Annotated in this window: 27 protein-coding genes; 17 read left to right on the forward strand and 10 right to left on the reverse strand. The window is 64.9% G+C overall.

The window, feature by feature from the left end:
* Position 1: 1 nt before the first annotated feature.
* Both QQK95_RS26445 and QQK95_RS26450 read right to left on the reverse strand, forming a co-directional pair.
* Positions 2 to 1,471 (reverse strand): sugar ABC transporter ATP-binding protein, encoded by a 1,470-nt coding sequence (locus QQK95_RS26445; protein ID WP_284277339.1) that lies wholly within the window; start codon positions 1,469 to 1,471, stop codon positions 2 to 4.
* Between the two features lie 49 nt (positions 1,472 to 1,520).
* Entirely contained in the window at positions 1,521 to 2,534 is a 1,014-nt protein-coding gene (locus QQK95_RS26450; protein ID WP_284277340.1) for an ABC transporter substrate-binding protein, read from the reverse strand.
* 210 nt (positions 2,535 to 2,744) lie between these two features.
* Here QQK95_RS26450 and QQK95_RS26455 point away from each other — a divergent pair, with 210 nt between their 5' ends.
* From QQK95_RS26455 to QQK95_RS26490, 8 genes are all read left to right on the forward strand, one after another.
* Positions 2,745 to 5,153: a glucan 1,4-alpha-glucosidase gene (locus QQK95_RS26455; RefSeq protein WP_284277341.1), complete on the forward strand. Its 2,409-nt coding sequence runs from the start codon at positions 2,745 to 2,747 to the stop codon at positions 5,151 to 5,153.
* A 50-nt stretch (positions 5,154 to 5,203) separates the two neighbouring features.
* Complete coding sequence (gene gnd / locus QQK95_RS26460) at positions 5,204 to 6,220, forward strand: phosphogluconate dehydrogenase (NAD(+)-dependent, decarboxylating) (protein ID WP_284277343.1); 1,017 nt, start codon at positions 5,204 to 5,206, stop codon at positions 6,218 to 6,220.
* 22 nt (positions 6,221 to 6,242) lie between these two features.
* The gene (gene zwf / locus QQK95_RS26465) at positions 6,243 to 7,619 is read left to right on the forward strand and encodes a glucose-6-phosphate dehydrogenase (protein ID WP_284277344.1); all 1,377 of its coding nucleotides are present in this window, start codon (positions 6,243 to 6,245) and stop codon (positions 7,617 to 7,619) included.
* Between the two features lie 14 nt (positions 7,620 to 7,633).
* A complete protein-coding gene (locus QQK95_RS26470) occupies positions 7,634 to 8,338 on the forward strand; it encodes an ROK family protein (RefSeq protein WP_284277345.1) in 705 nt (234 codons plus the stop codon).
* A 212-nt stretch (positions 8,339 to 8,550) separates the two neighbouring features.
* Entirely contained in the window at positions 8,551 to 9,009 is a 459-nt protein-coding gene (locus QQK95_RS26475) for a Ros/MucR family transcriptional regulator (RefSeq protein WP_284277346.1), read from the forward strand.
* Between the two features lie 122 nt (positions 9,010 to 9,131).
* Entirely contained in the window at positions 9,132 to 10,232 is a 1,101-nt protein-coding gene (locus tag QQK95_RS26480; RefSeq protein WP_284277347.1) for an aminotransferase class I/II-fold pyridoxal phosphate-dependent enzyme, read from the forward strand.
* Between the two features lie 163 nt (positions 10,233 to 10,395).
* Complete coding sequence (locus QQK95_RS26485; protein ID WP_284277348.1) at positions 10,396 to 11,634, forward strand: MFS transporter; 1,239 nt, start codon at positions 10,396 to 10,398, stop codon at positions 11,632 to 11,634.
* Between the two features lie 48 nt (positions 11,635 to 11,682).
* On the forward strand, positions 11,683 to 11,991 hold the full coding sequence (locus QQK95_RS26490) for an NIPSNAP family protein (RefSeq protein ID WP_010912267.1): 309 nt from the start codon (positions 11,683 to 11,685) through the stop codon (positions 11,989 to 11,991).
* Between the two features lie 144 nt (positions 11,992 to 12,135).
* On the opposite strand, the gene QQK95_RS26495 is transcribed toward QQK95_RS26490, so the two are convergent.
* The 6 genes from QQK95_RS26495 to hemC all read right to left on the reverse strand — a co-directional run bounded on the left by QQK95_RS26495 (position 12,136) and on the right by hemC (position 18,244).
* Positions 12,136 to 12,852: a glutamine amidotransferase gene (locus QQK95_RS26495; RefSeq protein ID WP_284277349.1), complete on the reverse strand. Its 717-nt coding sequence runs from the start codon at positions 12,850 to 12,852 to the stop codon at positions 12,136 to 12,138.
* Between the two features lie 18 nt (positions 12,853 to 12,870).
* Complete coding sequence (locus QQK95_RS26500) at positions 12,871 to 13,350, reverse strand: tellurite resistance TerB family protein (RefSeq protein WP_284277350.1); 480 nt, start codon at positions 13,348 to 13,350, stop codon at positions 12,871 to 12,873.
* A gap of 53 nt (positions 13,351 to 13,403) precedes the next feature.
* Complete coding sequence (locus QQK95_RS26505; RefSeq protein ID WP_284277351.1) at positions 13,404 to 15,005, reverse strand: heme biosynthesis protein HemY; 1,602 nt, start codon at positions 15,003 to 15,005, stop codon at positions 13,404 to 13,406.
* Positions 15,006 to 15,015: 10 nt separating this feature from the next.
* On the reverse strand, positions 15,016 to 16,488 hold the full coding sequence (locus tag QQK95_RS26510) for a COG4223 family protein (protein ID WP_284277352.1): 1,473 nt from the start codon (positions 16,486 to 16,488) through the stop codon (positions 15,016 to 15,018).
* Positions 16,489 to 16,598: 110 nt separating this feature from the next.
* On the reverse strand, positions 16,599 to 17,315 hold the full coding sequence (locus tag QQK95_RS26515; protein WP_284277353.1) for a uroporphyrinogen-III synthase: 717 nt from the start codon (positions 17,313 to 17,315) through the stop codon (positions 16,599 to 16,601).
* Between the two features lie 2 nt (positions 17,316 to 17,317).
* Entirely contained in the window at positions 17,318 to 18,244 is a 927-nt protein-coding gene (gene hemC, locus QQK95_RS26520; protein WP_284277354.1) for a hydroxymethylbilane synthase, read from the reverse strand.
* Positions 18,245 to 18,399: 155 nt separating this feature from the next.
* On the opposite strand from hemC, the gene tsaD reads away from it, so the two are divergent.
* The 7 genes from tsaD to QQK95_RS26555 all read left to right on the forward strand — a co-directional run bounded on the left by tsaD (position 18,400) and on the right by QQK95_RS26555 (position 23,193).
* Positions 18,400 to 19,485 carry a tRNA (adenosine(37)-N6)-threonylcarbamoyltransferase complex transferase subunit TsaD gene (gene tsaD / locus QQK95_RS26525; protein WP_284277389.1) on the forward strand — a complete coding sequence of 362 codons (1,086 nt, stop codon included), beginning with the start codon at positions 18,400 to 18,402 and terminating at the stop codon, positions 19,483 to 19,485.
* Positions 19,482 to 20,498 (forward strand): NAD(P)H-dependent glycerol-3-phosphate dehydrogenase, encoded by a 1,017-nt coding sequence (locus QQK95_RS26530; RefSeq protein WP_284277355.1) that lies wholly within the window; start codon positions 19,482 to 19,484, stop codon positions 20,496 to 20,498. Before tsaD ends, QQK95_RS26530 begins: the two co-directional genes overlap by 4 nt.
* Positions 20,499 to 20,532: 34 nt before the next feature.
* A complete protein-coding gene (locus tag QQK95_RS26535) occupies positions 20,533 to 20,829 on the forward strand; it encodes a YciI-like protein (protein WP_284277356.1) in 297 nt (98 codons plus the stop codon).
* 39 nt (positions 20,830 to 20,868) lie between these two features.
* On the forward strand, positions 20,869 to 21,294 hold the full coding sequence (locus QQK95_RS26540; protein WP_095774753.1) for an EVE domain-containing protein: 426 nt from the start codon (positions 20,869 to 20,871) through the stop codon (positions 21,292 to 21,294).
* Positions 21,249 to 21,947: a class I SAM-dependent methyltransferase gene (locus tag QQK95_RS26545; protein WP_284277357.1), complete on the forward strand. Its 699-nt coding sequence runs from the start codon at positions 21,249 to 21,251 to the stop codon at positions 21,945 to 21,947. Before QQK95_RS26540 ends, QQK95_RS26545 begins: the two co-directional genes overlap by 46 nt.
* 70 nt (positions 21,948 to 22,017) lie before the next feature.
* A complete protein-coding gene (locus tag QQK95_RS26550; protein WP_284277358.1) occupies positions 22,018 to 22,434 on the forward strand; it encodes a DUF1761 domain-containing protein in 417 nt (138 codons plus the stop codon).
* Between the two features lie 15 nt (positions 22,435 to 22,449).
* Positions 22,450 to 23,193 carry a glycosyltransferase family 25 protein gene (locus QQK95_RS26555; RefSeq protein ID WP_284277359.1) on the forward strand — a complete coding sequence of 248 codons (744 nt, stop codon included), beginning with the start codon at positions 22,450 to 22,452 and terminating at the stop codon, positions 23,191 to 23,193.
* Positions 23,194 to 23,216: 23 nt separating this feature from the next.
* Here QQK95_RS26555 and gcvA read toward each other — a convergent pair whose 3' ends face one another.
* Positions 23,217 to 24,149, reverse strand: coding sequence for a transcriptional regulator GcvA (gcvA, locus tag QQK95_RS26560; protein ID WP_284277361.1), 933 nt, complete (start codon positions 24,147 to 24,149; stop codon positions 23,217 to 23,219).
* A 131-nt stretch (positions 24,150 to 24,280) separates the two neighbouring features.
* On the opposite strand from gcvA, the gene QQK95_RS26565 reads away from it, so the two are divergent.
* Positions 24,281 to 24,523, forward strand: coding sequence for a hypothetical protein (locus QQK95_RS26565; RefSeq protein WP_284277362.1), 243 nt, complete (start codon positions 24,281 to 24,283; stop codon positions 24,521 to 24,523).
* Between the two features lie 105 nt (positions 24,524 to 24,628).
* Here QQK95_RS26565 and QQK95_RS26570 read toward each other — a convergent pair whose 3' ends face one another.
* Positions 24,629 to 25,165 (reverse strand): L,D-transpeptidase family protein, encoded by a 537-nt coding sequence (locus tag QQK95_RS26570; protein WP_284277390.1) that lies wholly within the window; start codon positions 25,163 to 25,165, stop codon positions 24,629 to 24,631.
* A gap of 144 nt (positions 25,166 to 25,309) precedes the next feature.
* On the opposite strand from QQK95_RS26570, the gene QQK95_RS26575 reads away from it, so the two are divergent.
* Positions 25,310 to 25,993, forward strand: a complete 684-nt coding sequence (locus tag QQK95_RS26575) for a response regulator transcription factor (RefSeq protein ID WP_010912284.1) — start codon at positions 25,310 to 25,312, stop codon at positions 25,991 to 25,993.
* Positions 25,994 to 26,023: the final 30 nt, after the last annotated feature.

A 26,023-nucleotide genomic window follows, 5' to 3' on the forward strand; every position in this document is an offset into this window, starting at 1 on the left:
CTCAGGCCGCGTCGCCGAACGAGGACTGGATGATCTTCTCTTCGGTCAATTCGTCGCGACCCAGATTGGCGACGATGCGGCCGTTCTTGAAGACATAGACATGGTCGCAATTGTCGAGTTCCTCGGTTTCCGTGGTGTACCAGAGGAAGGTGCGGCCGCGGCCGGCCTCCTCGCGCACAAGGTCGTAGACTTCCAGCTTGGTGCCGATGTCGACGCCGCGCATCGGATCGTCCATCAGCACGATCTGGGCGTCGGAGCCGAGCGCGCGGGCAAACAGCGCCTTCTGCTGGTTGCCGCCCGACAGCGAGAAGATGTTGTTGTTCATGTCGGGCGTGCGGATGCCGATCTTCTTTTGCCAGAACTGGGCCAACTCGGCCTCGCGCCGCGGCGAGATCAGCAGCCCGTTGCGCAGGCGCGCCAGCGAGCGGATGCCGATGTTCTCGGCGATCGACCATTGCGGGAAAATGCCGTCCGACTGGCGGTCGCCGGCGACCAGCGCCACCGGCGCGGTCACCTCGATGCCGGTCCTGGCGCGGGAAGCAGCAGCGAAAATCGCCAGCAAAAGGTCGGTCTGGCCGTGTCCCGCCAGCCCGGCAAGGCCGATGATCTCGCCGGCGCGGGCGACAAGGTCGGCGCCGTCCTTCTGCGCGGCGGGGCGCGCCCGCACCCGCAACGGGCCGGCTGCCGGCTTGGCGGCGGCAATCTCGGCGGCGATCTTCTGGCGCGCCTCCGCCCCGCCCATCGCCGTCACCAGCCGGTCGCGGTCGAAGGCATTCGCCGCGTCGGCGACGACCACCTTGCCGTCGCGCATCACCACGATGCGGTCGGCATTTCTGAGCACCTCGCCCAGCACATGCGAGATCAGGATGCAGCTCTTGCCGCCGGCAATGAAGCGGCGCACGAAGGCCAGCAACTGGCCGGCCGTGTGCGCGTCGAGCGACGAGGTCGGCTCGTCGAGGATCACGAGGTCGAGCCTATCCTGCGTCACCGTGAAGGCGCGCGCCACCTCGACCATCTGGCGCCGGCCGATCGACAGGTCGCCGACAATGTCCCAGGCCGAAATGCCATGATCCGGAAAGATCTCGTCGAGCTTGGCGGTGATCAGCGCGGCCGCCTTGCGCCGCCAGCCGAGACCCGAAAGCGAGGCGTGGTTGATGCGCGTGTTTTCGGCGACGCTGAGATTGGGGCACAGCGACAGTTCCTGGAACACGCAGCGTATGCCGAGCTTTTGCGCCCGCGACACCGAGTAGTTGTCCTCGATGCCGCCATGCACGCCGATCTTGCCACTGTCGGGCGTCAGCGTGCCCGCCACCATGTGCATCAGCGTCGATTTGCCGGCGCCATTGTGGCCGACGAGGCCGACGCATTCGCCGGGCCGGACATGGAAGTCCACGCCGCCCAGCGCGCGAACGGCGCCGAAATGTTTTTCGGCGCCGTTCAGTCTGATGATGTCGGCGTTCCCTTCAGGCATGCTCAACAATATCCGCGCGACGGTACGAAGGGCAACGCAAGCGCGACATTCACTTGATGTTGGCCTTGATCGCCGCGAGGGCGTCTTCCTGCGTGTATTCGTGGGTGGCGACGCCGCCTTCCTTGATTTTCGGCAGGGCTGCCTCGAAGTCGTCCTGGGTGAAGGCCAGATACGGCACCAGCAGGTCGTGCGGGATATCCTTGCGGCCATCGAGCACCTGCTGCGCCACCCAGAAGGCGAGCGACGACACGCCGGGCGCGATCGAGGCCGACCAGGTCTTGTAGCCGTCCTTGTCCTTCTGTTCCTTCCACCACTTCAGCTCGTCCTGCCGGTTGCCCATGATGATGGTCGGGCGCGGCTTGCCGGCGGCGGCGAAAGCCTGTGCGGCACCATAGCCGTCACCACCCTGGTCTACGATGCCGACGACATCGGGCAATGAGGGCAGGATCGTCGCGACGGCTTTTTGCGCCGTCGTCTGGTCCCAATCGCCGGTCACCGAGCCGACGATCTTGAACTCGGGATGCGCGGCGACGCCTTCGAGGATGCCGGCATGGATGGCATCATCGATCGAGGTACCGGCCAGGCCGCGGATTTCCAGAAGGTTTCCGCCCTTGGGCTGGAACTTGGCCATCTGCTCGACTTCCTGCTTGCCCATGTCCTTGAAGTCGACGACGACGCGGTAGGCGCAGGGCTCGGTCACGGTGCCGTCGAAGGAGACGACCGTGATGCCGGCATCGCAGGCCTGCTTGATGGCGCCGTTGAGCGCGTCCGGCGAGGCGGCGTTGATGACGATGGCGTCATAGCCCTGCAGGATCAGGTTCTGCACCTGGGCCGCCTGGGTCGGCACTTCCTTGTCGGCGGTGGTGAAGATGTCGGCCGCGCCGACGATCTTGTCGGCGACCGCCTTCTTGGTGACGATGCCGTAGCTGTCGAGCATGGCCTGGCGCCACGAATTGCCGGCGTAGTTGTTGGAGAATGCGATCTTCTTGCCGCTGGTATCGGCAAGCGCCGTGCCCGATGCGAGCATCGCGGCAAGGGCACTCAGGACTAACAGTTTCTTCATGTTCATACTCCTCCCAAGAGTTGCTGGTCGTGCGGATTTTAGGTGGAAAGGCGAGCCTGCGCTCCTGTTTTTTATCGATTGTCAGACAAATGCAGATGGCGCGGCGGCCTGTCAACTGCAATCCGCAAAGCCTGCCGATCAACTTGCGGTGCGCCAATTGAAAAGGTCTGGCTGGATGGGTAAGCCATGCGCACAGGAGGCCAAACAAAGATGGCAGTGACGCCGATCGTTCCCCCGGGCGCACCGGGCATTCCGGCGCGCTGGACATCGAGCGCCAAGAGCGGCGTCGGCACCGCGTTTTCAGCCAAGAGCCCGCTCTGGTTCACCATGAGCCACGGCATCTTGAACGAGATCTACTATCCGCGTCTCGACAGCGCTTGCACGCGCGACATGGAACTGATCGTCACCGGCCCCGGTGGCTATTTCTCGGAAGAGAAGCGCGACGCCACGCACGCAGTAGCGCCTTTCGAGGACGGCGTGCCGGGCTACAGGCTGACCAACACCGCGTCGGACGGCGCCTACCGTATCGAAAAGCGTATCATTACGGATCCGAAACGGCCTGTCCTGCTGCAAGAGATTGCATTCGTACCCCTGAAGAATTCGGCGGCCGACTACCAGGTCTACGCGCTGCTTGCGCCGCACCTCGTCAACGCCGGCATGGGCAACACTGCCTGGGTCGGCGAACACAAGGGCCAGCGCATTCTCTTCGCCACGGGGCGCGGCGTATCCCTTGCGCTGGTCTCCTCACTGCCCTGGAATAGCTGTTCGGCCGGCTATGTCGGCTTCTCCGACGGATGGCAGCAATTGCAGAACGGCGGCGCGCTCGACCCCTCCTGCCAGCGGGCGGAAGACGGCAATGTCGCCCTGACCGGCGAGATCGGCTTTTCCGCCGGCAAGACCATGGCGCTGCTGGCGCTTGGCTTCGGCGCGTCGCCGCAAGCAGCCGCCGACCTGGCGCTGGCCAGTCTCAAGCAGGGTTTCGACGCCGCCGCCGAAACCTATGTCGAAAACTGGCGGACATTCCAGGCCAGGCTTGAGAAGCTCGACCGACACACCGCCTCCGGGCTGAATACCTATCGTGTGAGCACAGCGGTTCTCGCCTCGCATCTCTCGGTCGCGAGACCCGGCGCCGCCGTTGCCAGCCTTTCGATCCCGTGGGGCTTCAACAAGGGCGATGACGATCTGGGCGGCTACCATCTGGTCTGGCCGCGCGACCTGGTCGAGACCGCCGGCGGCTTCCTTGCCGCCGGCGACGGCAAGCAGGCGCTGCAGATCCTGACCTATCTGCGCTCGATCCAGCAGCCTGACGGTCACTGGCCGCAGAATGTCTGGTCGGACGGCACCGCCTATTGGCCCGGCATCCAGATGGATGAATGTGCCTTTCCGCTGCTTCTGGCCGACGCCTTGCGCCGCGCGGGCCACCTGCCGCGCGCCAGGCTCGCCGATTTCCTGGCCATGATCGAGACCGCCGCGTCTTATGTCGTACGCAACGGTCCCGTTACCGGCGAGGACCGCTGGGAGGAAGACGCCGGATACAGCCCGTTCACGCTGGCCGTCGAGATCGCCGCGCTGCTTGCCACCGCCGATATGCTGGATATCGTTGGAAGGAGTGAGCCGGCAAACTACCTGCGCGAAACCGCTGATTGCTGGAACGATCAGGTCGAACGCTGGACCTATGTCACGGGCACCCAGCTCTGCAGCGAGGTCGGGATCACAGGCTACTATGTTCGTATCGCGCCGCCCGACGATGCGGGTGCCGCTTCGCCCAAGGACGGCTTCGTGCCGATCAAGAACCGTCCACCCGCCGACACGGACAAACCGGCGGAAGCCATAATCAGCCCCGACGCTCTGGCTCTTGTTCGCTTTGGCCTCAGGGCAGCCGACGATCCCCGCATCATCGATACCGTCAAGGCCGTCGATACCCTTTTGCGTTGCGATCTGCCGCAAGGCCCGGTCTGGTACCGCTACACCAGTGACGGCTACGGCGAGCACGAGGATGGCACGCCTTTTGACGGCACCGGCCAGGGACGCGCCTGGCCCCTGCTCAGCGGCGAGCGGGCGCACTACGAGCTTGCCGCCGGCCGCAAGGGGAAGGCTGCGGAGCTTCTCGAGACCTTCGAGCGTTCGGCTGGCATAGGCGGGCTGCTGCCCGAACAGGTCTGGGACAGCCAGGATGTGCCGGATCGCGAGCTGTGGCTGGGCAAGCCATCGGGCAGCGCCATGCCGCTGGTCTGGGCGCATGCCGAGCACATCAAGCTGTTGCGATCGCTGCGCGACGGAACGGTCTTCGACATGCCGCCGCAAGGCGTCGAGCGCTATATCAAGGGCAAGACAGGTTCGCCGCTCAGGATATGGCGCTTCAACAACAAAATCCGCTCCATCCCGGCCGGCAAGACTTTGCGCGTCGAGCTTTCGGCGCCCGGCGTTGTCCATTGGAGCAGCGACAATTGGCTGACGATCCAGGACCACAAGACCAGGGAAAACGCTTTTGGCGTCCATCTGGTCGACCTGCCGGTCGCCGGATTTGCGACGGGAAGCACCATCGTCTTCACTTTTTTCTGGCCCGAAACGATGCGTTGGGAGAATGTCGACTTTAGCGTCGGCATCGACGCATCATAAAGCAGCCGGGCCGATAGATTTCTCTTTCCTCAAGCAGTCAGGACGAAACCATGCAGATCGGAATGATGGGACTGGGCCGGATGGGCGCCAACATGGTGCGGCGCCTGATGCGCGACGGCCATGAATGCGTCGTCTACGACATCAACCCGGCAAGCGTCGCGGCCCTGGTCAGCGACGGCGCGCTCGGCGCGGCCTCCCTCACGGAATTCGTCGGCAAGCTCGCCAAGCCACGCTGTGTCTGGCTGATGCTGCCGGCTGCGATCACCGGCAAGGTCATCGATCAGGTCGCGGCCCTGATGGAGCCCGGCGACATCGTCATCGACGGCGGCAATTCCTACTATCACGACGCCGTCGACCAGGCGGCGAAACTGGTCGCCAAGGGTATCCATCTTGTCGATGTCGGCACCAGCGGCGGTGTCTGGGGCCTGGAGCGCGGCTACTGCCTGATGATCGGCGGTCCCGACGTGGCGGTGCAGCACCTCGATTCGATCTTCGCCACGCTGGCGCCGGGCGCCGATGCCGGCGCCCCGGCTCCCGACAAGGCCGCCGGCACTGCGCCCTTCGGCTACCTGCATTGCGGGCCGAGCGGCGCCGGCCACTTCGTCAAGATGGTGCACAACGGCATCGAATATGGCGTCATGGCCGCCTACGCCGAAGGCATGAACATCCTGAAGTCGGCCAATGCCGGCAAGCGGCAACGCACGGCCGACGCCGAGACCAGCCCGCTGGAGAACCCGCAATACTACCAGTTCGATATCGACCTTCCCCAGGTGGCCGAGGTCTGGCGGCACGGCAGCGTCATCGGCTCCTGGCTGCTCGACCTCACCGCCGGCGCACTGAAGAGCGATCCGGGCCTGGCGCAGTTCGGCGGCCGCGTCTCGGATTCCGGCGAAGGCCGCTGGACGCTGAAGGCGGCGATCGACACCGGCGTGCCCGCGCCGGTTCTGTCCTCGGCGCTGTTCGACCGCTTCTCCTCGCAAGGCGAATCCGAATTCGCCGACAAGCTGTTGTCCGCCATGCGCTATGCATTCGGCGGCCACGTCGAAAAGCCGAAGGCCGGCAAGTGACACGGCTTGGGGAGACGCACGCATGAGCCAGGAACGCTCCGACACGCTGGTGCTCTTCGGCGCCACCGGCGACCTCGCCCACAAGAAGATATTTCCAGCGCTTTACCAGATGGTCGCCAAGGGCACGCTCACCGAACCGGTGATCGGCGTTGCCTTCGACGCTTGGGACATCAAGCAGTTGCAGGCCCGCGCCCGCGACGGCATCGTCAACGCGCTGGGCAAGATCGACGACAAGGTGTTCGCCAAATTCGCATCGCTGCTGCGCTATGTCAGCGGCGACTACCGCGATTCCGCCACTTTCGAGAAGCTGAAGACCGCGCTTGGCACCGCCCAGCGGCCGCTGCACTACATGGCGGTTCCGCCGACCATGTTCGAGACTGTCGTGCAAGGGTTGGAGCAGTCGGGCACCGCGCGCGGCGCGCGGCTGATGGTGGAAAAGCCGTTTGGCCACGACCTGCAGTCTGCGCGCTGGCTGAACCGGGTGCTGCATCTGGTGTTCGACGAACAGTCGATCTTCCGCATCGACCACTATCTCGGCAAGGAAGCGATCCAGAACCTGCTCTATTTCCGCTTCGCCAATTCCTTTCTCGAGCCGATCTGGAACCGCAACTTCGTCGAGAGCGTGCAGATCACCATGGCCGAGGATTTCGGCGTCGAGGGCCGTGGCCGCTTCTATGACGATGTCGGCTGCATCAGGGATGTCATCGAGAACCACCTGCTCAACATCCTCTTGCTGCTGGCCATGGAGCCGCCGGTCGGCCGCTCCGCCGACGATCTGATCGACGAGAAGGTCCAGGTTCTCAGGGCGATCCGCACGCTGACGAAAGACGATGTCGTGCGCGGCCAGTTCACCGGCTATCTCGCCGAGCCCGGCGTGGCGCCGAATTCGCCCGTCGAGACCTTCGCGGCGGTGCGCTTCTTCGTCGACACCTGGCGCTGGCAGGACGTGCCGTTCTTCATCCGCGCCGGCAAGAACATGCCGGTGCATGTCACCGAAGTGGTTGTGCGGCTGAAGCGGCCGCCGCTCGACGTCTTCGACCCGATCAAGCCCGCCGACCAGAATTACGTGCGCTTCCGCATCGACCCGCAAGTGGTGATCGCCATCGGCGCGCAGCGCAAGGCGCCTGGCGACGACATGGTCGGCGAGCAGGTGGAATTGACGGCGCTCGACGACAGCAAGGCCGACATGCCGCCCTATGAAAGGCTGATCGGCGACGCCATGAACGGCAATGGCCAGCTCTTCACCCGCCAGGACGCGGCCGAGCTCGCCTGGCGCATCGTCGGCCCGGTCCTCGGCGACACCACGCCGCCACATCTCTACGAGCCGAAGACTTGGGGACCGGGGGACGCCATGACCGGCTTCGGGCCGCCCAATGGCTGGATCGACCCGGTGGCATGAGTGGAGGGAACGTGATGGCCAAGGCGGTGAAGCAACCGGCATCGGACGCCGAGCAGATCGTGCTTTCGATCGACATTGGCGGCTCGCACGTCAAGATCCTGACCAGCGCCGGCGGTGCCGAGCGCCGGGACGATTCCGGCCCGGACCTGACGCCGCAGCAGATGATCGACAAGGTGAAGAAGCTCGCCGAGGGCCTGTCCTACGACGTCATCTCGATGGGCTATCCCGGCCCGGTGCGTCACAACAAGCCGGTGCTCGACCCGATGAATCTCGGCAAGGGCTGGGCCGGCTTCGATTTCGACGCGCAGTTCGGCAAGCCGGTCAAGGTGGTCAATGATGCGCTGATGCAGGCCATCGGCAGCTATGAAGGCGGGCGCATGCTGTTCCTCGGGCTGGGAACCGGCCTCGGCGCGGCGATGGTCTTCGACAATGTCGGGCAGCCGATGGAACTCGCCCATCTTCCCTACAGGAAAGGCCGGAGCTTCGAGGATTATGTCGGCGAGCGCGGCCTGGAGAAGCGCGGCAAGAAGAAGTGGCGCAAATACGTCTTCGACGTCGTCACCCGGCTGCGCGCCGCCCTGCAGCCAGACTATGTCGTCATTGGCGGCGGCAATGTCGACAAGCTCGACGCGTTACCGGCCGAGGCCAGGCGCGGTGACAACACACGCGCCTTCGAAGGCGGATTTCGTCTGTGGCGAGACAAGGCCTTGATCGTCTGATATTATTACAGTTTAGTATAGTTGTTCAAAATAACGTGTGACGTCGCGCTTAATCATTGCGTTGCGCAGATTTGCCGACTAGGAATTTCTGGCACTAACCCGCGCGTTCCACTGGATACGCTTGAAGACGCCTCAGCATTTTTGATTTTGTGCCTCGTCCTTTCGAAAACGATCCCCCTTTTCGAGGCCGTGCACCATAGACGGAGGAAACATTGACCGACGATAGCAACGACGCTCGCATCGAACTGCTCGAGCTGACCGCCCACATCGTATCCGCTTACGTTGAGAAGAACCGCCTGCCCGCCTCCGGCCTGGCCGACCTCATCGCCAGCGTCGCCACCTCGATCGGCGGGCTCGGCAAGCCGGCGGTGCCGGTAGCGGCCCCCCTGGTTCCCGCGGTCAACCCGAAGAAGTCGGTGACGCCAGATTTCATCATCTGCCTCGAGGACGGCAAGAAGTTCAAATCGCTGAAGCGCCATCTCGGCGTGCATTTCGGCCTGACGCCGGACGCCTACCGCGCCAAATGGGGCCTGCCGTCGGATTATCCGATGGTTGCTCCCAACTATGCGGCCTCGCGCTCGCAACTGGCGAAGTCCATCGGCCTCGGCCGCAAGGCCGTCGAAGTGGCGCCCGTCAAGGCCAAGGGCCGCAAGGTCAAGGTTTCGGCCTGAGCATTCAGGCCTGAGCCAATATTTGGGACGACTGGAACAGAAGCCTGCCGGCGAAACCGCCTTGGCAGGCTTCCTGTTTTTGTGGCTTGGATGAACCGGACAAAGGTCATGTGGGGGAAGCCATGAACTACACCAGGATGGTGATCGAGAAAGAGGCGCCGGAGGAGTACGGCTACGACCGCATCCGCTACAATCTCTCCGAAAGTTCGATCGCCGACCAGAAACTTTCCGACATCGGCCTGTCCCTGCCGGACCTCACGCTGTTCTATGGCGAGCATCGCGGCGACAAGGAGTTGCGCGCCCTGATCGCGGCGCAGGATGCCGGCATCTCGCCTGATGACGTGCTGGTCACCGCCGGCGCCGCCGGCGCGCTGTTCATCATCTCGACGTCGCTGCTGTCGGCGAGCGACCATCTCGTCGTCATCCGGCCCAACTACGCCACCAACATCGAAACCCCACGCGCGATCGGCTGCGCCATCAGCTTTGTCGACCTTGCTTTCGAGGACGGCTTCGCCATCGATGTCGAGGCCGTCAAGGCGGCGATGCGGCCGAACACGAAACTGATCAGCGTTACTTGCCCGCACAACCCGACCGGCACGATGATGGGCCAGGCCGATCTCGACGCGCTGGTGGCGCTCGCGGAAGCGAGCGGCTGCCATTTGCTGGTCGACGAAACCTACCGCGACCTTTCCTATGGCCGGCGCCTGCCGTCGGCGGCTTCGCTCTCCCCGAAGGCAATCAGCGTCGCATCGCTGTCGAAAGCCTTCGGCATTCCCGGCATCCGCATCGGCTGGCTGATCACCAGGGATGCCGCGCTTCAGGAAACGTTCCTTGCCGCCAAGGAACAGATCGGCATCTGCGGCAGCGTCATCGACGAAGGCATTGCGCGCGGCATGCTCGAGCGCCGTGACGCTTTCCTGGGAGGCCTGCTGCCCGAAATGGCCAGGCGTCGCGACATCGTCCAGGCCTGGATCGACCGCGAGCCGCTGGTTGACTGGGTGCGGCCCGAAGGCGGCGTCGTCGGCTTCCCGCGCCTCAATGTCGAACCCGGCTTCGACCTCGATCGCTTCTATCTGAACCTGCTGGAAAACCATGGCACCTATGTCGGCCCCGGCCACTGGTTCGAAATAGAGAAACGCTTCTTCCGCGTCGGCTTCGGCTGGCCGACGGAAGCCGAGTTGCGAGGCGGGCTCGACGCCATTTCGGCGGCACTTCGGCAATAACGTCCTCGTGCGACGGACGCAACAGGCTGGAAATCCCTTGATCCAGCGCTGATTTTAGCACACATCGCGCATCGAACTTTGCTAGACGTTCCATTGGTCGGACCAGCGCCCATCCTTGGGAAGTGCCCCGCCGGCCGATGCCATCGCAACGGGGCCTTTATTCATGACATCCCTAAAAAGTCCACCTGAACAGCGTTACGCTGCCTTCCGGCACAAAGCCTTCCTTAGCTACTGGACGGCGCGCTTCCTCACCACCTTCGCGACCATGATCGTCTCCGTCGCCGTCGGCTGGCAGATCTATGATTTGACGCGCGATCCCTTCGACCTCGGTATTGTCGGCATCGTCCAGTTCCTGCCGTCACTGCTCTTGGTGCTGGTCACCGGCGTCGTCGCCGACCGCTTCGGGCGTCGGCTGATCATGGCGCTGTCAACGGTGACCGAGAGCATATGCGCCCTCATTCTGCTGGTCCTGACGCTGCGCGGTCTCGTCAGCCCGCTGCCGGTCTTCGCCGTGCTTGCGATGTTCGGCACGGCGCGGGCCTTTTACGGCCCGGCCTCATCCTCGCTGTTCGCCAATCTTGTGCCACCGGAGGATTTCGGCAACGCGATTGCCTGGAACTCGTCCGCCTGGCAGACGGCGACCATCGTTGGGCCGGTTGCCGGCGGCCTGCTCTACGGTGTTTCACCGGAAGTCGCATACGCCATCGCCGCCCTGCTGATGCTGGCTGCCGCTCTGTTGATTTTCACCATTCCCAGGCCCGCCCAGCGGGCCGCCACCGACAAGCCGACCATGGAGACGCTGTTTGCCGGCTTCCGCTACATCTGGAGCGAGAAGATCGTGCTTGGCGCCATCTCTCTCGATCTGTTCGCGGTGCTCCTCTCCGGCGCCTCGGCATTGCTGCCGGTCTATGCGCGAGACATCCTGCAGCTCGGCCCCTGGGGCCTCGGCCTGCTGCGCTCGGCCCCGGGCATCGGCGCCATCTGTGTGGCGGTCTGGCTCGCCGGGCACCCGATCCGCAACCATGCTGGTGTGATCATGCTCGGCTTCGTCGCGGCATTCGGCGCCTCCACCGTGCTGTTCGGGCTGTCCACCATCACCTGGCTGTCGATCGTCGCACTCGCCCTCCTCGGCGCCACCGACATGTTCAGCGTCTACATCAGGGAGACGCTGATCCAGCTGTGGACGCCGGACGAGGTGCGTGGCCGCGTCAACGCCGTCAACCAGGTCTTCGTCGGCGCCTCCAACGAAGTCGGCGAATTCCGCGCCGGCACCATGGCGGCGCTGATCGGCACTGTACCGGCCGTCGTGATTGGCGGCGTCGGCGCCATCGCGGTTGCCGGGTTGTGGGCGTATCTGTTCCCGCAATTGCGCAAGGTGCGCCACCTCGACGGGCGCAACTGACGCTCGCCGATGGGAGGCAAAATACATCACCCCGTCACAGGAAATCCCATGATCACCTGCTACCTGAAATATGTCATCGACCCCTACAAGCTTGCCGAGTTTGAAGAATATGGCCGTCGCTGGATCGGTCTGGTCAATCGCCTCGGCGGAAACCATCATGGCTATTTCCTTCCGAGCGAAGGAGCGAACAATATCGCCTATGCCATGTTCAGCTTTCCAAGCCTTGCCGACTATGAGGACTATCGCAAGCGGATGGCTGCGGACCCGGAATGCCAGGATGTGTTTGAAGCGGAAAAACGCAATCGCAGCATTCTGAGCTACGAACGCAGCTTCATGCGGCCGGTGCTCGAACCCTAGAGCAATTCCAGGAAAAGTGTGAGCGGTTTTCCCGGGCAAAGCGCATAGCGCTTTGCCCTTGCGAATTGCGTCAAAACAAAGAGTTAGAGTGGTTCGCCGTTTCCATGAAACGGTGAAACGCTCTAGAGCAATTCCGCGAGAGAGCTATCGCACCGCCGGCCTGCCGAACACCATGCGCAGGAATTCGTCCAGCCAGCGCTTCAGATGCATGTCCCAGATCAGCCGGCCGCCGAGGTGATCGCGGCCGGGCTGCGCGCCCGGCAATTCGAAGCGATGCGCGCCGCGCACCACCCAGCGCTGCATCATCACCCGGGTCAGTTCGCCGTGGAACTGGATGCCCCAGGCATTGTCGCCGTAGCGAAAAGCCTGGTTGGGATAGGTCTCCGCCGTCGCCAGCAGTGTCGCGTCCCTGGGCAAGGAAAAGCCCTCGCGGTGGAACTGGTAGACCATGTCGGGCCAGTGCATCAGTTTCCTGCCGGCCTCGGTCGCCTTGATCGGATACCAGCCGATCTCGACGAGCCCGTCGCCGTGACCCTCGACCTTGCCGCCGAGATGGTTGACCAGCATCTGCGCGCCTAGGCAGATGCCGAGGCACGGCCGGTTCTCCCGTAGCGGGATTTCCAGCCATTTGGTCTCGCGGCGGACGAACTCGTCCTCGTCATTGGCGCTCATCGGCCCGCCGAAGACCACTGTGCCCGCATGGCCGTCCAGCGTCTCCGGCAAGGCGTCGCCGAGCGGCGGCCGACGGATGTCGAGCTCGAAACCCTCTTCGATGAGCATGTGGCCGACGCGTCCGGGGCTCGAATTCTCCTGATGCAGCACGATCAGGATTTTTGGTTTCGAACGCGTTGTGCGCGGCATCGTCAGGCGGGATCCCGTCTATTCGTCGCTTGAAATTCCGCGCGCGTCCGGCGCTTGCGCCGCCGCCTTGCGGCGCGCCTCGACCCGGTCGTGGCGCTCGACGCCGATCAGTTCGGCGACGCGCCAGACCGTATTGTCCTCAAGCTCATGCAGCTCGCCATCGGCATAGACGATTTCCCACATAAGGCCGATAAAGGCCTTGCGCCCGTCCGCGTCGAGATGGCGCTTGAGGACGCTGGTGAACGCATAGAGGTCGATCGCCTCATTGTCGGCCTGCTCGCCGGCGGCGGCGAGCGCTTCGAGTTCGGCGCCGCTGATCGAATAGCTCTCGGAGAGCACAGCCTTGAACCGCTCCCATTCGACATCCTGGCGCACGCCGTCGGCGTTCATCACATGGTAGAGCAGCGCGGAAGCCGCGACGCGCGGATCGTCCGTGCTGGTATGCGCGCCGGCGCCGGCCGGCAAATCCCTGAGAAACGACAGAACGCGTTCGAACATCAATCCATTCCCAAAAGGCCCAAAGAGCCAAGTCAATCACCCGAAGGCCAAGATCAAAACAGCCGGAAGCGGCGCGGCGATTTTTCCGCTTCCTCGTCCGGATCGACGCCCGGATCGTCCGGCAAGCGCGTCAGTTCTTCCGCCGGCTCGACGGCCTCGGCATCGGCCGGCACCGCTGCGAACGCAGCCGCCGTGACCGGCGTGACCTGGTCTTCGCTTCTATCGGTTCCCTGGCCCGTTGTCTCGCTGCCCGCCGTGGCGGGCTCGATCGTGTCGATCGGCTTCTCGCTGGCCGGTTTCGCCAGCGCCTCGATTGCCGGCACCGTGTTCGCAGGCGCATCGTCACGGCTGTCGATCAACTGGCCAAGCCGCTCCATCGGCGCGCGCCACTCGAAGGCGTCGAGCCGTCCGGTGACCGGCGATACCGGCGCCCAGCGTTCCGAAACGACGCCATCGGCGACCCAGGCCGGATCGCGCGGCGCCCGCACAGCCTTGGAGAGCAGCTGCCGCACCTTGCCCTGGTCGCCGGTCTCGGCCTCCTCGATGTCAGCCAGCAGCAGATAGGCGCCCTCGCGGCGGTCCATCCGGATGGCGGCCTCGGCCTCGCGGCGGGCGGTGGCGAAATCCTGCGCGTCGAGCGCGGCACGCGCCACCGTCATCGACGATTCGGCGTGGTTCTTCTTCATCTCCTGCAGCTTCTTCGCCCGGTTGAGACGGTCGAGCACGGCGTCACCAGGCCTCGCATGGGTGTAGAGCTCGGCAATCTCGGGATGCGGTTCGGCCCTCCAGGCGGTCTCCAGGATTTTGGAGCCCTTGCGCACATCATTCTGCCTGAACAGCGCGGCGGCGGCGGCAACGGCGGCGGGGGCGAAATCCGGCTGCAGCTTGTTGGCTTCGAGTGCCGCTGTCCTGGCAGCCGTCGGATCGCTGTCGGCGAGCGACTGGGCCTTGGCGGTCAACAGCACGGCGCGGCGGCGGTTGGCGGCGTCGCGCTCGATCTGCCGCGTCGACTTCTGCGCGTCGACCAGTTTCAGGGCGCCGTCCCAGTCGCCGCGCGCGGTCAACTCCTCCAGCGTCGATTCGGCCGCCCAGGCCAGTTGCGGCGCAACGGCGGCGGCGCGGCCGGCATAGTGCCTGGCGGCGTTGCGGTCACCCAGCCGTTCGGCTTCGAGATAAAGCCCGCGCAGACCGAGCAGCCGCATTTCCGGATCGTCGAGCATGCTCTCGAACTTTTGCCGCGCGCCCTCATGGTCGCCTTCGAGCAGCGAGGCCTGCGCCTCCAGCAGATGGATCAGCGGTTCCTGGTCGGAGCGGATCAGCTTGGCCGCTTCCTTGGTCTTCTTGCGGGCCAGCGCCCCGTCGCCGGCGCCGGCGGCGATCATGCCGGTCGACAGCGCCTGGTAGCCGCGGTCGCGGCGGCGCACGCGGAAATAGCGCGAGATGGTATAGGGGCTGTTCCACAGCGACTTGACGAGCCACCACAGGATCATCACCGCGGCGACGACAGCGACGACGGCCACCGCCGCCACCATCAGGCTGACCTGGTACTGGTAGCCGTTGAACGTGACGACCATGTCGCCCGGCCGGTCGGCCAGCCAGGCAAAGCCGAGCCCGAGCGCGAAGACGACGATGAGGAAGGCGAGCAGGCGGATCATCGTGTTGCCCTCATGCCTTCATCGCGCCGGAGATCAGCGCGTCGACCTGGGTTTCGACTTCGATGCGCGCCTTCAGTTTGCCGGCAAAGTCGGCGCCGGCGGCCTTCACGGCCTCGGGCAGCGAATTGTACTCGCTGAGCGCCTTGGCATAGTCGCCTTGGCTGACCGCCACTTCCATGCGCGCCACGGTTTCCGGCGCGCCGGGCCCCTCGACGGCACCGATCGGCCGGACCTTGACCAGCGATTCGGCGCTGGACATCAGGTTCTGCAGGAAGCCGGCATTCTGGTCGACCGGCGTTGCGGCGGCGACCATGGCATTGGCGGCAGCATCCATTTGCGAGGCGATCTCGGTGCGGGTGGGCACGCCCTTTTCGGCATAGGGCCGCAAGGTCGCGATCTCCGGCGCATTGGGCGAAATCGCCGCCAGAGTATCGAGTTCCGCCGAGAACGGCGCACCGCGTTCGAGCGCCGACTTCAAGGCCGACGCGGCAATGGCGAGCGCGATCTTCGGCTGTCCTGCCGCCGCCTCGACCTTGCCGGAGAGCTGCGACACCGACTGTTCCAGGGCGGTGAGCCGGCCGTCCTGCGCCTTCGCGGCTTCGCCCGTCGATTTCACCAACGCATCGAGGCTTGCCAGTTTTTCGTTGAGCGGGCCGAGATCGACCGGCGCGGCGCTGCCGGCCTTGCCGAGGGCGGCGACCGCGGTCTCGATCTGCTTGACCTTGTCGCCGAGCGCGGCAAGCCCGGCATTGTCGCCAGCGCCGCCCTGTTCGACCGTCGATTTCAGCGCCGCGACATCGGCCTTTACCTGTTCCAGTCCAGAGGAAAGTCCGACCACCTTGGCCGCTGCGTCATTATTGCCGCCGGCGTCCTTCAGGCCGGCGATTTCGCTCTTCAGCGAAGCGATCTCGCCATTGACGCCGTCGAGCGAGACGCCAGCGCTGGAACCCGGCGCGCCAAGCAGGCCGGCAAATTGCAGGCCGCCGGCACCGGCGAGCGCAATGACGCCACCGATAATGCCTGCGGCGATACCGTTGAGGCCACCACGCTTTGCCGCGGCAGGTGCCGGCGCCATCTTTTCGTCCCGCGTCCGGGTTTTCGCCGTGCTGTCGTCGGTGCGCTTGGCCGACGCATCCTCGAAATTGTAGTCGGAGGCGGCACTGCGACTGGCAGGCGCATCCGAGCCGGGATAGGGCAGATCCGGCTCCGCGGCCTTGGCCTCCGCTGACGGCTCGGTCCCGGCCTGCCCCACGCCATCGGCATGTTCCCAGGGTTCGAGATCGGTCTGGTCGGCATGCACCGGCTCTTCGGGAGCCTCCGGCTGCGAGGCATCAGCGGCTTCCTCGGCCTTCGCCTCGTCGGTATGGGCCGTTGCCTTGGCGGCATCCTCGTCGACGATGCGGGAAACGGCACCGGGCTCGAGATCGATGGTCACCGGCTCGCGGCGGCTTTTCGAGTGTCGCATCTTCGGCGTCTTGACCATGCCTGGGCTCCGCAAAATTCGCTTCGTCTCAACGCCTGCCGGCGCGTGATGGTTCAGAAAGGGTCTAGCACATCACCAAGCGGTGAAAAGGGGCGGTGTGATGACGCGGCTCAGGGCAGCCCCTCCAAAAGGGCCAGCAGCGCCTCCTCGTCGGGTCGCGCGGCGATGCGGATTGCTTTGCCGGCGCCGTCGTCGAAAGCGGCGGCTATGCGGGCGGAAAGAGCAAGAAACCGCGCCTTTTCAAAGGCCTGATGCAGAGCGGGCCGTTTGGTCAGGGCCTGCATCGCGGCGGCCGCCTTGGCCGAATAGAGCAGCACCGCATCGACCGGTTGGCAGGACAGCTGCGCAAGGATGGTCCCGTCGGAATACGGCACCGGAAGCGTGTCATACGTCTCCACGGCGCGGACCCGGACGTCAGCCGCTTCCAGCCGCTGTTCAAACACCGGAAACCGCACGCGTCCGCAGAGATAGGTGATCGCCTTGCCGGGAAACGCCGCGGCGATGCTGTCCGCCAACGCCTCGGCATCGCCTGGGCCTTCAATGACGGAAGAGAACCCCCTCTTGCGCGCCGCTTCGGCGGTCTTGGCGCCCACGGCATGGCAAGGCAGGGAAGCAAGCGCCGCGATGACCTCGCTTGAGGCATGGCGCACGGCGTTGGCGCTGGTAACGGCAACCGCGATGGCATCGCCGGTGACGAACCCCGGATCGGCAGGCAAAGCCACCGTTTCGGTCAAAGGCAGAACGACCGGTTGGATTCCCGTCTCCTGAAGCCGCCGCGCCGTGCGCGATGCGCCCGGCTCCGGTCTGGTCACCAGGACGCGAGGCACGTTCAGAACCAGCCGTCGAAGAATTTTTCACCGGCCTTGGCCCGCACCGTCCGCGCGGCCTCCTCGCCGATGCCTGCGGCATCTTCTGCGGATCCCTGTAATTGGACCGTGTGCGACTGCGTGCCGTCGGGCGAGATGATCAGCCCGGCAAAAGAAAGCTTTCCGGCCTCGATCGAGGCATGGCCGGCGATCGGCGTGCGACAGGAGCCGTCGAGCGCCGCCAGGAAGGCGCGTTCGCAGGCGAGCGCCTGTCCGGTCGGCACGTCGTGGATCGCCGCCAGCATCTTTTCGACGTGGCGGTCGCCGATGCGGCTCTCGATGCCGATCGCGCCCTGTCCGGGTGCGGGCGGAAAGATGTCGAGCGGCATCAAATCGGTGGCGACATGCTCCAGGCCCAGCCGCTTCAGCCCGGCATAGGCGAGGATGGTGCCGGCGGCCACCCCTTCGTCGAGCTTGCGCAGCCGTGTCTGCACATTGCCGCGGAACATCACCACGTCGAGATCGGGCCGCATGCGGCGGATCAGCGCCTGCCGCCTGAGCGACGACGAGCCGACCTTGGCCGCGCGCGGCAGCTCGGCGATCGTCTTTACCGCCTTGCCGACAAAGGCGTCGCGCGCGTCCTCGCGCGGCAGGAAGGCAGCAAGCTCCAGACCGTCCGGCAATCGTGTCGGCATGTCCTTCGACGAATGCACGGCGATGTCGATCGCACCGGCAAGCAGCGCCTCCTCGATCTCCTTGGTGAACAGGCCCTTGCCGCCGGCCTCCGACAGCGGCCGGTCCTGGATACGGTCGCCGCTGGTCGAGATGACGACGACCTCGAAGGCTTCCGCCGGCAGGCCATGCGCGGCCATCAGCCGCGCCTGCGTTTCATGCGCCTGCGCCAGCGCCAGCGGGCTGCCGCGTGTTCCGATTTTCAAGGTTGTTTGCATGGCGCGCCGTCCGTGATAACCCCCGGCCGGAGCATTTGCGGCCAAGTGGAGCCACTTGGCGCCGCAGAAATGCGGCAAAGATAACCGAGGCCTTCCCAGCCTTCTCCTAATGGGGAAAGGCTCGATAAACAATCTCTAGGGACAGCGACGAATTGATCCGCGTTCTGGGCATTGAAACGAGTTGTGACGAGACCGCCGCCAGCGTCGTGGCGCTGGAGGGCGATGCCGCGCCGAAAATCCTGTCCAACATCGTGCTTTCCCAGATCGAGGAACATGCCGCCTTCGGCGGTGTCGTGCCCGAGATCGCCGCGCGCGCCCATGTCGAGGCGCTGGACGGCATCATCGAGGCGGCACTGGCCGATTCGGGCACCACCCTTGCCGATATCGACGCGATCGCCGCCACCGCCGGCCCCGGCCTGGTCGGCGGCCTGATCGTCGGGCTGATGACGGCCAAGGCGATCGCCGCGGCGGTAGGCAAGCCGCTGATCGCCGTCAACCACCTCGAAGGCCATGCCCTGACGGCGCGGCTGACCGACGGGCTCGAATTCCCCTATCTGCTGCTGCTGGTCTCCGGCGGCCACACGCAGATCCTGGCCGTGCGCGGCGTCGGCGATTATCAGCGCTGGGCCACCACCATCGACGACGCGCTCGGCGAGGCCTTCGACAAGACGGCCAAGATGCTCGGCCTGCCCTATCCCGGCGGACCGAATGTCGAGAAGGCGGCTCTCTCGGGTGATGCCTCGCGCTTCGCCTTTCCCCGGCCGATGAAGGGTTCGGCGCAGCCCGATTTCTCCTTCTCCGGCCTGAAGACCGCCGTGCGCCAGGCGGCGACGGCCATCGAGCCCTTGAGCGACCAGGATGTCGCCGACATCTGCGCCTCGTTCCAGGCAGCGGTCGCCGATGCGCTGGCCGACCGCGTTTCGCGCGCGCTGGCGCGATTCAGCCAGACATTTCCCGGCACGAAAAACCCGGCGCTGGTGGTTGCCGGCGGCGTCGCCGCCAACCGCACCATCAAGGCAACGCTGGAACGGCTCTGCGCCGGGGCCGGCTTCACCTTCGTCGCGCCGCCGCTCAAACTGTGCACCGACAACGCGGCGATGATCGCCTGGGCCGGCATCGAACGGCTGCGGGAAGGCATGGCGCGGGAGAACGGCTTCGATTTCGTGCCGCGCTCGCGCTGGCCGCTCGACAGCATCTCGGCGCCGATGGTCGGTTCCGGCCGGCGCGGAGCCAAGGCATGATCGATCGAGCCAACGGCAACCCCGGCAAAGGCAGCTGGCGCGTCACCGTGTTGGGCGGCGGCGCCTGGGGCACGGCGCTGGCGCTGGCCATGCTGCGCGCCGGCCATAAGGTGCGGCTGTTCGCGCGCGATCCGGAAACCGTGGCGGCGATCGGCCAAGGCCAGAATCCGCGCTATCTGCCCGGCATCGCCCTTGCACCCGGCATCGAGGCGACATCCGACATCGCGGCAGCGCTCTCCGGGGCCGATTGCGTGCTGGCGGTGACGCCGGCGCAATCGCTGCGGGCGACGCTGACGGTGGCGAAGGATCATATGCCGCACGGCATCCCGCTCGTGCTCTGCGCCAAGGGCATCGAGCGCGACACCGGCGCCTTGCTGTCGGCAATTGTCGAGGAAATCCTGCCGCGAAATCCGGTCGCCGCATTGTCAGGCCCGAGCTTTGCCACCGATGTCGCCCGCGGCCTGCCGACGGCGGTCGTGGTCGCCGCCCGTGACGAGGCGCTGGCGGCTGACCTTGCCGCCCGCTTTTCCGCCGAAAACCTGCGCTGTTATTCCAGCGACGACCTGATCGGCGTCGAGATCGGCGGCGCCTTGAAGAACGTTTTCGCCATTGCCGCGGGTGCGGTCACCGGAGCCGGGCTTGGCGCCAGCGCCCAGGCCGCCATGGTGACGCGCGGTTTCGTCGAACTGCGCCGCATCGGCGCCGCCTTCGGTGCCAGGCCCGAGACCCTGATGGGGCTTTCCGGTCTTGGCGACCTGCTGTTGACCTGCTCGTCCGCCCAATCGCGCAACTTCGCCTACGGGCTGGCGCTCGGGCAAGGCAAGGCGCTTGCCGGAATGCCGCTGGCCGAGGGCGTGCCGACGGCGGCGATCGCTGCCCGCATCGCCGCCGAGCGCGGCATCGACGCGCCGATCATCGCCGCCGTGGCGGCCATACTGGACGGCGCCATCACCATCCGCCAGGCCGTGACCGCCTTGATGACCCGGCCGCTGAAGACCGAAACCAACGATTGACCCCAACCTCAATCCCAAGACACGGAGAAAGACCATGCTGTTTGCTTTTGTTTGCAAGGACAAGCCGGGAAGCCTGCAGGTGCGCCTCGACACGCGGCCCGAGCATGTCGCCTTTCTCGAAGGGCTGAATGCGCAGAAGAAACTGGCCTTCGCCGGTCCGTTCCTCGATGCCGATGGCAAGCCCAATGGCAGTCTCGTGGTCGTCGAGGCGCCGGATCAGGCGGCGGCCCAGGCCTTGTCGGCCGCGGACCCCTATGCCAAGGCGGGCCTGTTCGAAAGCGTCGAAATTCGCCAGTGGAACTGGACGTTCAACAAGCCGGCGGCTAGTTAATTCCGGTTGCCCGCACCTGGACCGCACGGAGGAGAAAACATGAATTACTGGCTGTTCAAATCCGAACCCTCGGTTTTCTCCTTCGAGGCGTTGAAGGCCAAGGGCAAGGCCGGCACGCAATGGGACGGCGTGCGCAACTACGCCGCCCGCAACAACATGAAGGCCATGCAGATCGGCGATCTCGGCTTCTTCTACCATTCCAATGAGGGGCTCAACATCGTCGGCATAGCCGAAGTCTGCGCGCTCGCCCACCCCGACACCACGTCGGACGATCCGCGCTGGGAATGCGTGGACATCCGCGCGGTTCGCGACGTGCCGACCCCGCCGACGCTGGAACAGGTAAAGGCCAATCCGAAGCTTGCCGAAATGGCTCTGGTGCGGCTTGGCCGGCTTTCCGTACAGCCGGTGACCCCGGCCGAATGGAAGGAAGTCTGCCGCATGGGCGGCCTGACGCCCGCTCCGTGACGGCGCTCACTCCGCATAGCGCGAAGCAATTCATCCTCGACAACACGGCGCTGATGGCGCCGCCGCATGTGCCCGAGATCCTGCTGCGTCTGGCCGATGAAGCGCACGATCTGTGGCAGCGGACCGAGGACGAGCTGGTCGAGATCGGCCTGCCGCCGCCCTTCTGGGCCTTTGCCTGGGCCGGCGGCCAGGGCCTCGCCCGCCATATCCTGGACAATCCCGAAACGGTGCGGGGCAAGCGCGTGCTCGACTTCGCCTCGGGCTCCGGCCTTGTCGCCATCGCCGCCGCCAAGGCGGGCGCTGCCGGGGTAATCGCCGCCGACATCGACCCGTTCTGCGCCACCGCGATCCGCCTCAACAGCGAGGCCAACGGCGTCGGGATCGACTTCCTCGGCACGGATTGCATCGGCACCGATGCAGGCTGGGACGTGGTACTGGCCGGTGACGTTTTCTACGACAAATCCTTCGCCGACCGCCTGATGCCGTGGTTCGCGACACTCAAGGCGCGCGGTGCCGAGATCTTCGTCGGCGATCCCGGCCGGTCCTATATGCCAAAATCGGGGCTGGAGCCGCTCGCGGTCTACGAGGTGGAAGTCACGCGGGCGCTGGAGGACTCCCTGGTCAAGCGCACCACCGTCTGGCGCTTTGCTTGACGCCATCGCCGAAGCGCCTGATACAACGTGCATGCATGTCACGCGACCTGCGTCTGGAGGGGGGAAGCTCATGGATTTTTCAGCAGTGAACTGGCTGGCGGTCATTGCCGCCGCCGTCTTGGCCTGGCTGTTCGGCGCTGCCTGGTACATGGCGTTGAGCAAGCCGTGGCTGAAGGCCGCCAAACTCGATCCGGCGACGATGAAGAAATCGCCGCTGCCTTTCGTCATCAGCTTCATCGCCGAACTGGTCATGGCCTACATCATGGCGCTGGTGGTCGGTGCGATGACCGGCGGTGAACCGACATTGCTCGCCGGGCTTGTCTTCGGCTTCGTGCTTTGGCTGGGGTTCATCGCCACGACGCTGTCGGTCAACCATCGCTATGAGAATCTCGGCTGGGACCTGACCCTCATCGACGGTGGCCACTGGCTGGGGGTCTTGCTGATCATCGGCGCCGTGATCGGCTGGTTCGGCGCCGCGGCAAGCTAAGGCGGCGCGTTGACGATGGCGGACGAGTCCGGATTTCCACGCGACCAGGTGTTCACCCGGATCTGCCACGTCAAGCAAGGCTATGACGACCGGCGCCGCCACATCGTCCGCGAATTCGAGCGGCGCGGCGTACCGGTCTATTTCTATACGGACTGGGACCGGCCAGATATCACCCCGCAGATCCGCGACGAGCTGGTCGCGCCCGCCCTTACCCACCCGGCCACCGTTTCGCTGGCGTTGAAACATGTCGGCATCTGGCGCGATTTCCTCGAGACCGACCTGCCCTATTGCCTGGTGTTCGAGGACGACGTCTTCCTCGCCCGCGACTTCGTCGCCAAGTTCCGGCAGGGGCTTTCCGAACTCGGCGGTCCCGCGCGCAAGGCCGTCATCTATCTCGGCAATGGCAGCAACTACTACACGCCGAGCTGGAAATTGCGGAAGGGCCAAAGGCTCTACCCGGCGCTGCATGCCAGATGCACCGATTCCTACCTCATCACCCGCCCCGTCGCGGAAGCCCGTTGCGCCTGGATCGAGCAGAACAAGATCTGCACCTCGATCGATCACCAGGTCGAACAGATGGACGAGAAGCTCGGCATTGAAATGCTGTGGTTCGAACGGCCCATTGTCGAACAAGGCAGCGAAAACGGGGCGTTTCAGACGTCCATTTCGGCGAAAAGATACCCGCGTCTCTACAAAAGCGTGAAATGGAAGTGGAAGAAATACACGCGCATGATTTTCGGCCATAACGCCCGGTCCTGACCGAAAGACGGACCCGGCAGCCGCTATGCCTTCTCCGTGCCGTGCGTCTTTCCCGCTTCCTCCAGAAGCCACTCGCGAAAGGCGGCGATGCGGGCGTCGTCCTTCACGGCTTCCGGATAGACCAGGAAATAGGCGAACTCCGGCGCGACCTTGATGCCGAGCTCGAAGGGGCGGACGAGGCGCCCTTGCGACAGGTCGTTGGCGACCATGGCGAAGTCGGCCAGCGCCACGGCATTGCCGTCGAGGGCTGCCTGCGTGGCATCGGTGGAGGAGCCGAAGACCAGGGTGCGGCTGTCGTCGAAATCGTCGACGCCGGCCGCCTGCATCCACATGCTCCAGTTCGGCCAGGTGACGCCTTGCCGCGACCACTCGATATGCGCGAGCGTGTGCCGGAAAAGGTCGCGCGGTTCGTTGAGCGGCGGCCCCGAAGCCAGCAGCGCCGGGCTGCATACCGGGATGATGATGTTGTCGAACAGCCGATGCGCGCAAAGCCCCGGATATCTGCCGGTGCCGAACCGGATGCCGATATCGACGTCGTCGCGCTCGAAGTCCCTGACATCGTAGGTGATGTCGAAGCGCAACTCGATGCCAGGCCTTTGACCGCGGAAATCGTCGATGCGCCGCATCAGCCATTTCGTCGCGAACTGCGCGTCGAGCGTCACTTTCAGGAGCGCCGTGCCCCGCGTCACCTTGCGGGCGCGCGACACCGCCCGGTTGAGGAGGTCGAGCGCATCGATCGACGCTTCGTGAAGCACGGTTCCCGCCTCCGTCAGCCGCATGGTACGGCTGGTGCGCGTGAACAGCACCAGGTCGAGCTGATCCTCGATTTCCTTGACCTGGTGGCTGACCGCGGCCGGCGTCAGCCCAAGCTCGTCGGCGGCGCGGGTGAAATTGAGGTGACGCGCCGCCGCCTCGAAGGTCCTCAGCGCGCGCGTTCCGGGCAGGAGGCGGGGCATCCTAATCTCCAAATAAAACTTGATGATCTTAAAAGAACTACTCGTTTCCCGTTTGTTTTTCAATCCGGCATGATCTCGACATCGAGATACCTTCAAACCGGATTTGATATCCGGAGAAACCGGATAGAGCCATGACCGACATCGCCCTGAAGTCCCACACCGCCCTCAAATCGTCTTTCTCGCAGTGGCTGCGCGCCGCGATCGACTGGCTGCGCCAGGCGCGGGTCGCCGCCAGGCTTCCCTTGGAATCGGTCGACGACCTCTCCGACCGTGAACTGTGCGATATCGGCGGCGAACGCCGCGACATCGCCAAGGCGATGGACCGGGAGCTTCGCGAAATCGGACTGCTGAGCACGGGTTGGCGGAAGCGATAGAAAAGGGAATGGGCAGTAGGCAGTAGGGAATAGGCCTTAGCCCTACTGCCTACTGCCTACTGCCTACTGCCTACTGCCTACTGCCTACTGCCTACTGCCCAATTCCTACCTCACCACCCTCATCACCGTCCTATCCGACAGCAGCGGCAGCAGCCGGGCCATCGTGCGCGCGGTCACCGCCACGCAACCTTGCGTCGGCGTGAAATCCGGTCGCGCCAGGTGGAAGAAGATGGCGCTGCCGCGCCCGCGGCGGCGCGGTGCGATGTTCCAGTCGAGCACCAGGCAGGCGTCATAGAGCCGATCGTCGCGCCGCATGCGCTCGTGGCTGGCGCCATAGGGGATCTTGACCGGCCGGTTGTAGTTGCGGTCGTCCGGCACCTCGCACCAGCCGAGATCGGGCCCGATCGGCGCCATCGCCAGCCGCGTTCGGCGGCCGCCGGCAAACTGATCGCCCCGGAAATAACCCGACAGGATCCGCATCGAGCCGAGCGGCGTGGCGCCATCGCCCTCGCGCTTGTCGGCCGAGATGCCGCCGCGCCCCAGCGCGCAGGCAAACACCGTTTTTCCAGCCTGCAGCAGGCCCTGGCTTGGGTGGCCGGGCCTTGCCCGCACGGTCAGCACACGCAGCCGTTTCGGCAAAATTGCGCCGGCTGCATTGCGATCGCATTTTTTCTTGTATGATCGTGCCACGGAACAAATCACTGTGATCGGCTATTGTGTCGGCCAGCTTCCGCATAAATACGCAGCGGTCAACTGAATTTCATTTTCAAAACAACGGATTGATCCATGACTTCACGCACCATCCTAATCGTCGACGACGACGACGACCTGCGCGGCACATTGGTCGAGCAACTCGCCCTCTACGAGGAATTCGACGTGTTGCAGGAAGCGACTGCGGCAAAAGGCGTCACCGCGGCACGCGGCGGCCTCATCGACCTGCTCATCATGGATGTCGGCCTGCCCGACATGGACGGCCGCGAGGCCGTCAAGATCCTGCGCAAGGGCGGCTACAAGGCGCCCATCATCATGCTGACCGGCCACGACACCGATTCGGACACGATTCTGGGTCTCGAGGCCGGCGCCAACGACTATGTGACGAAGCCGTTCCGCTTCGCGGTGCTGCTGGCGCGCATCCGCGCCCAGCTGCGCCAGCACGAGCAGAGCGAGGACGCCACTTTCTCCGTCGGCCCCTACACCTTCAAGCCCAGCCAGAAGCTGCTCATCGACCCGCGTGGCGGCAAGGTGCGGCTGACGGAGAAGGAAGCCTCGATCATCAAATATCTCTACCGCGCCGACCAGAAGGTGGTGACGCGCGACGTGCTGCTGGAGGAGGTCTGGGGCTACAATTCCGGCGTCACCACGCACACGCTGGAAACCCATGTCTACCGGCTGCGCCAGAAGATCGAGCGCGATCCTTCCAATGCGGAAATACTTGTGACAGAAAGCGGTGGCTACAAGCTGGTTCCTTAAACATTTCATTATCCAATAAGCGGTCTGGGC

It is taken from the genome of Mesorhizobium huakuii, assembly GCF_030160235.1.
GTDB lineage: Bacteria > Pseudomonadota > Alphaproteobacteria > Rhizobiales > Rhizobiaceae > Mesorhizobium > Mesorhizobium huakuii.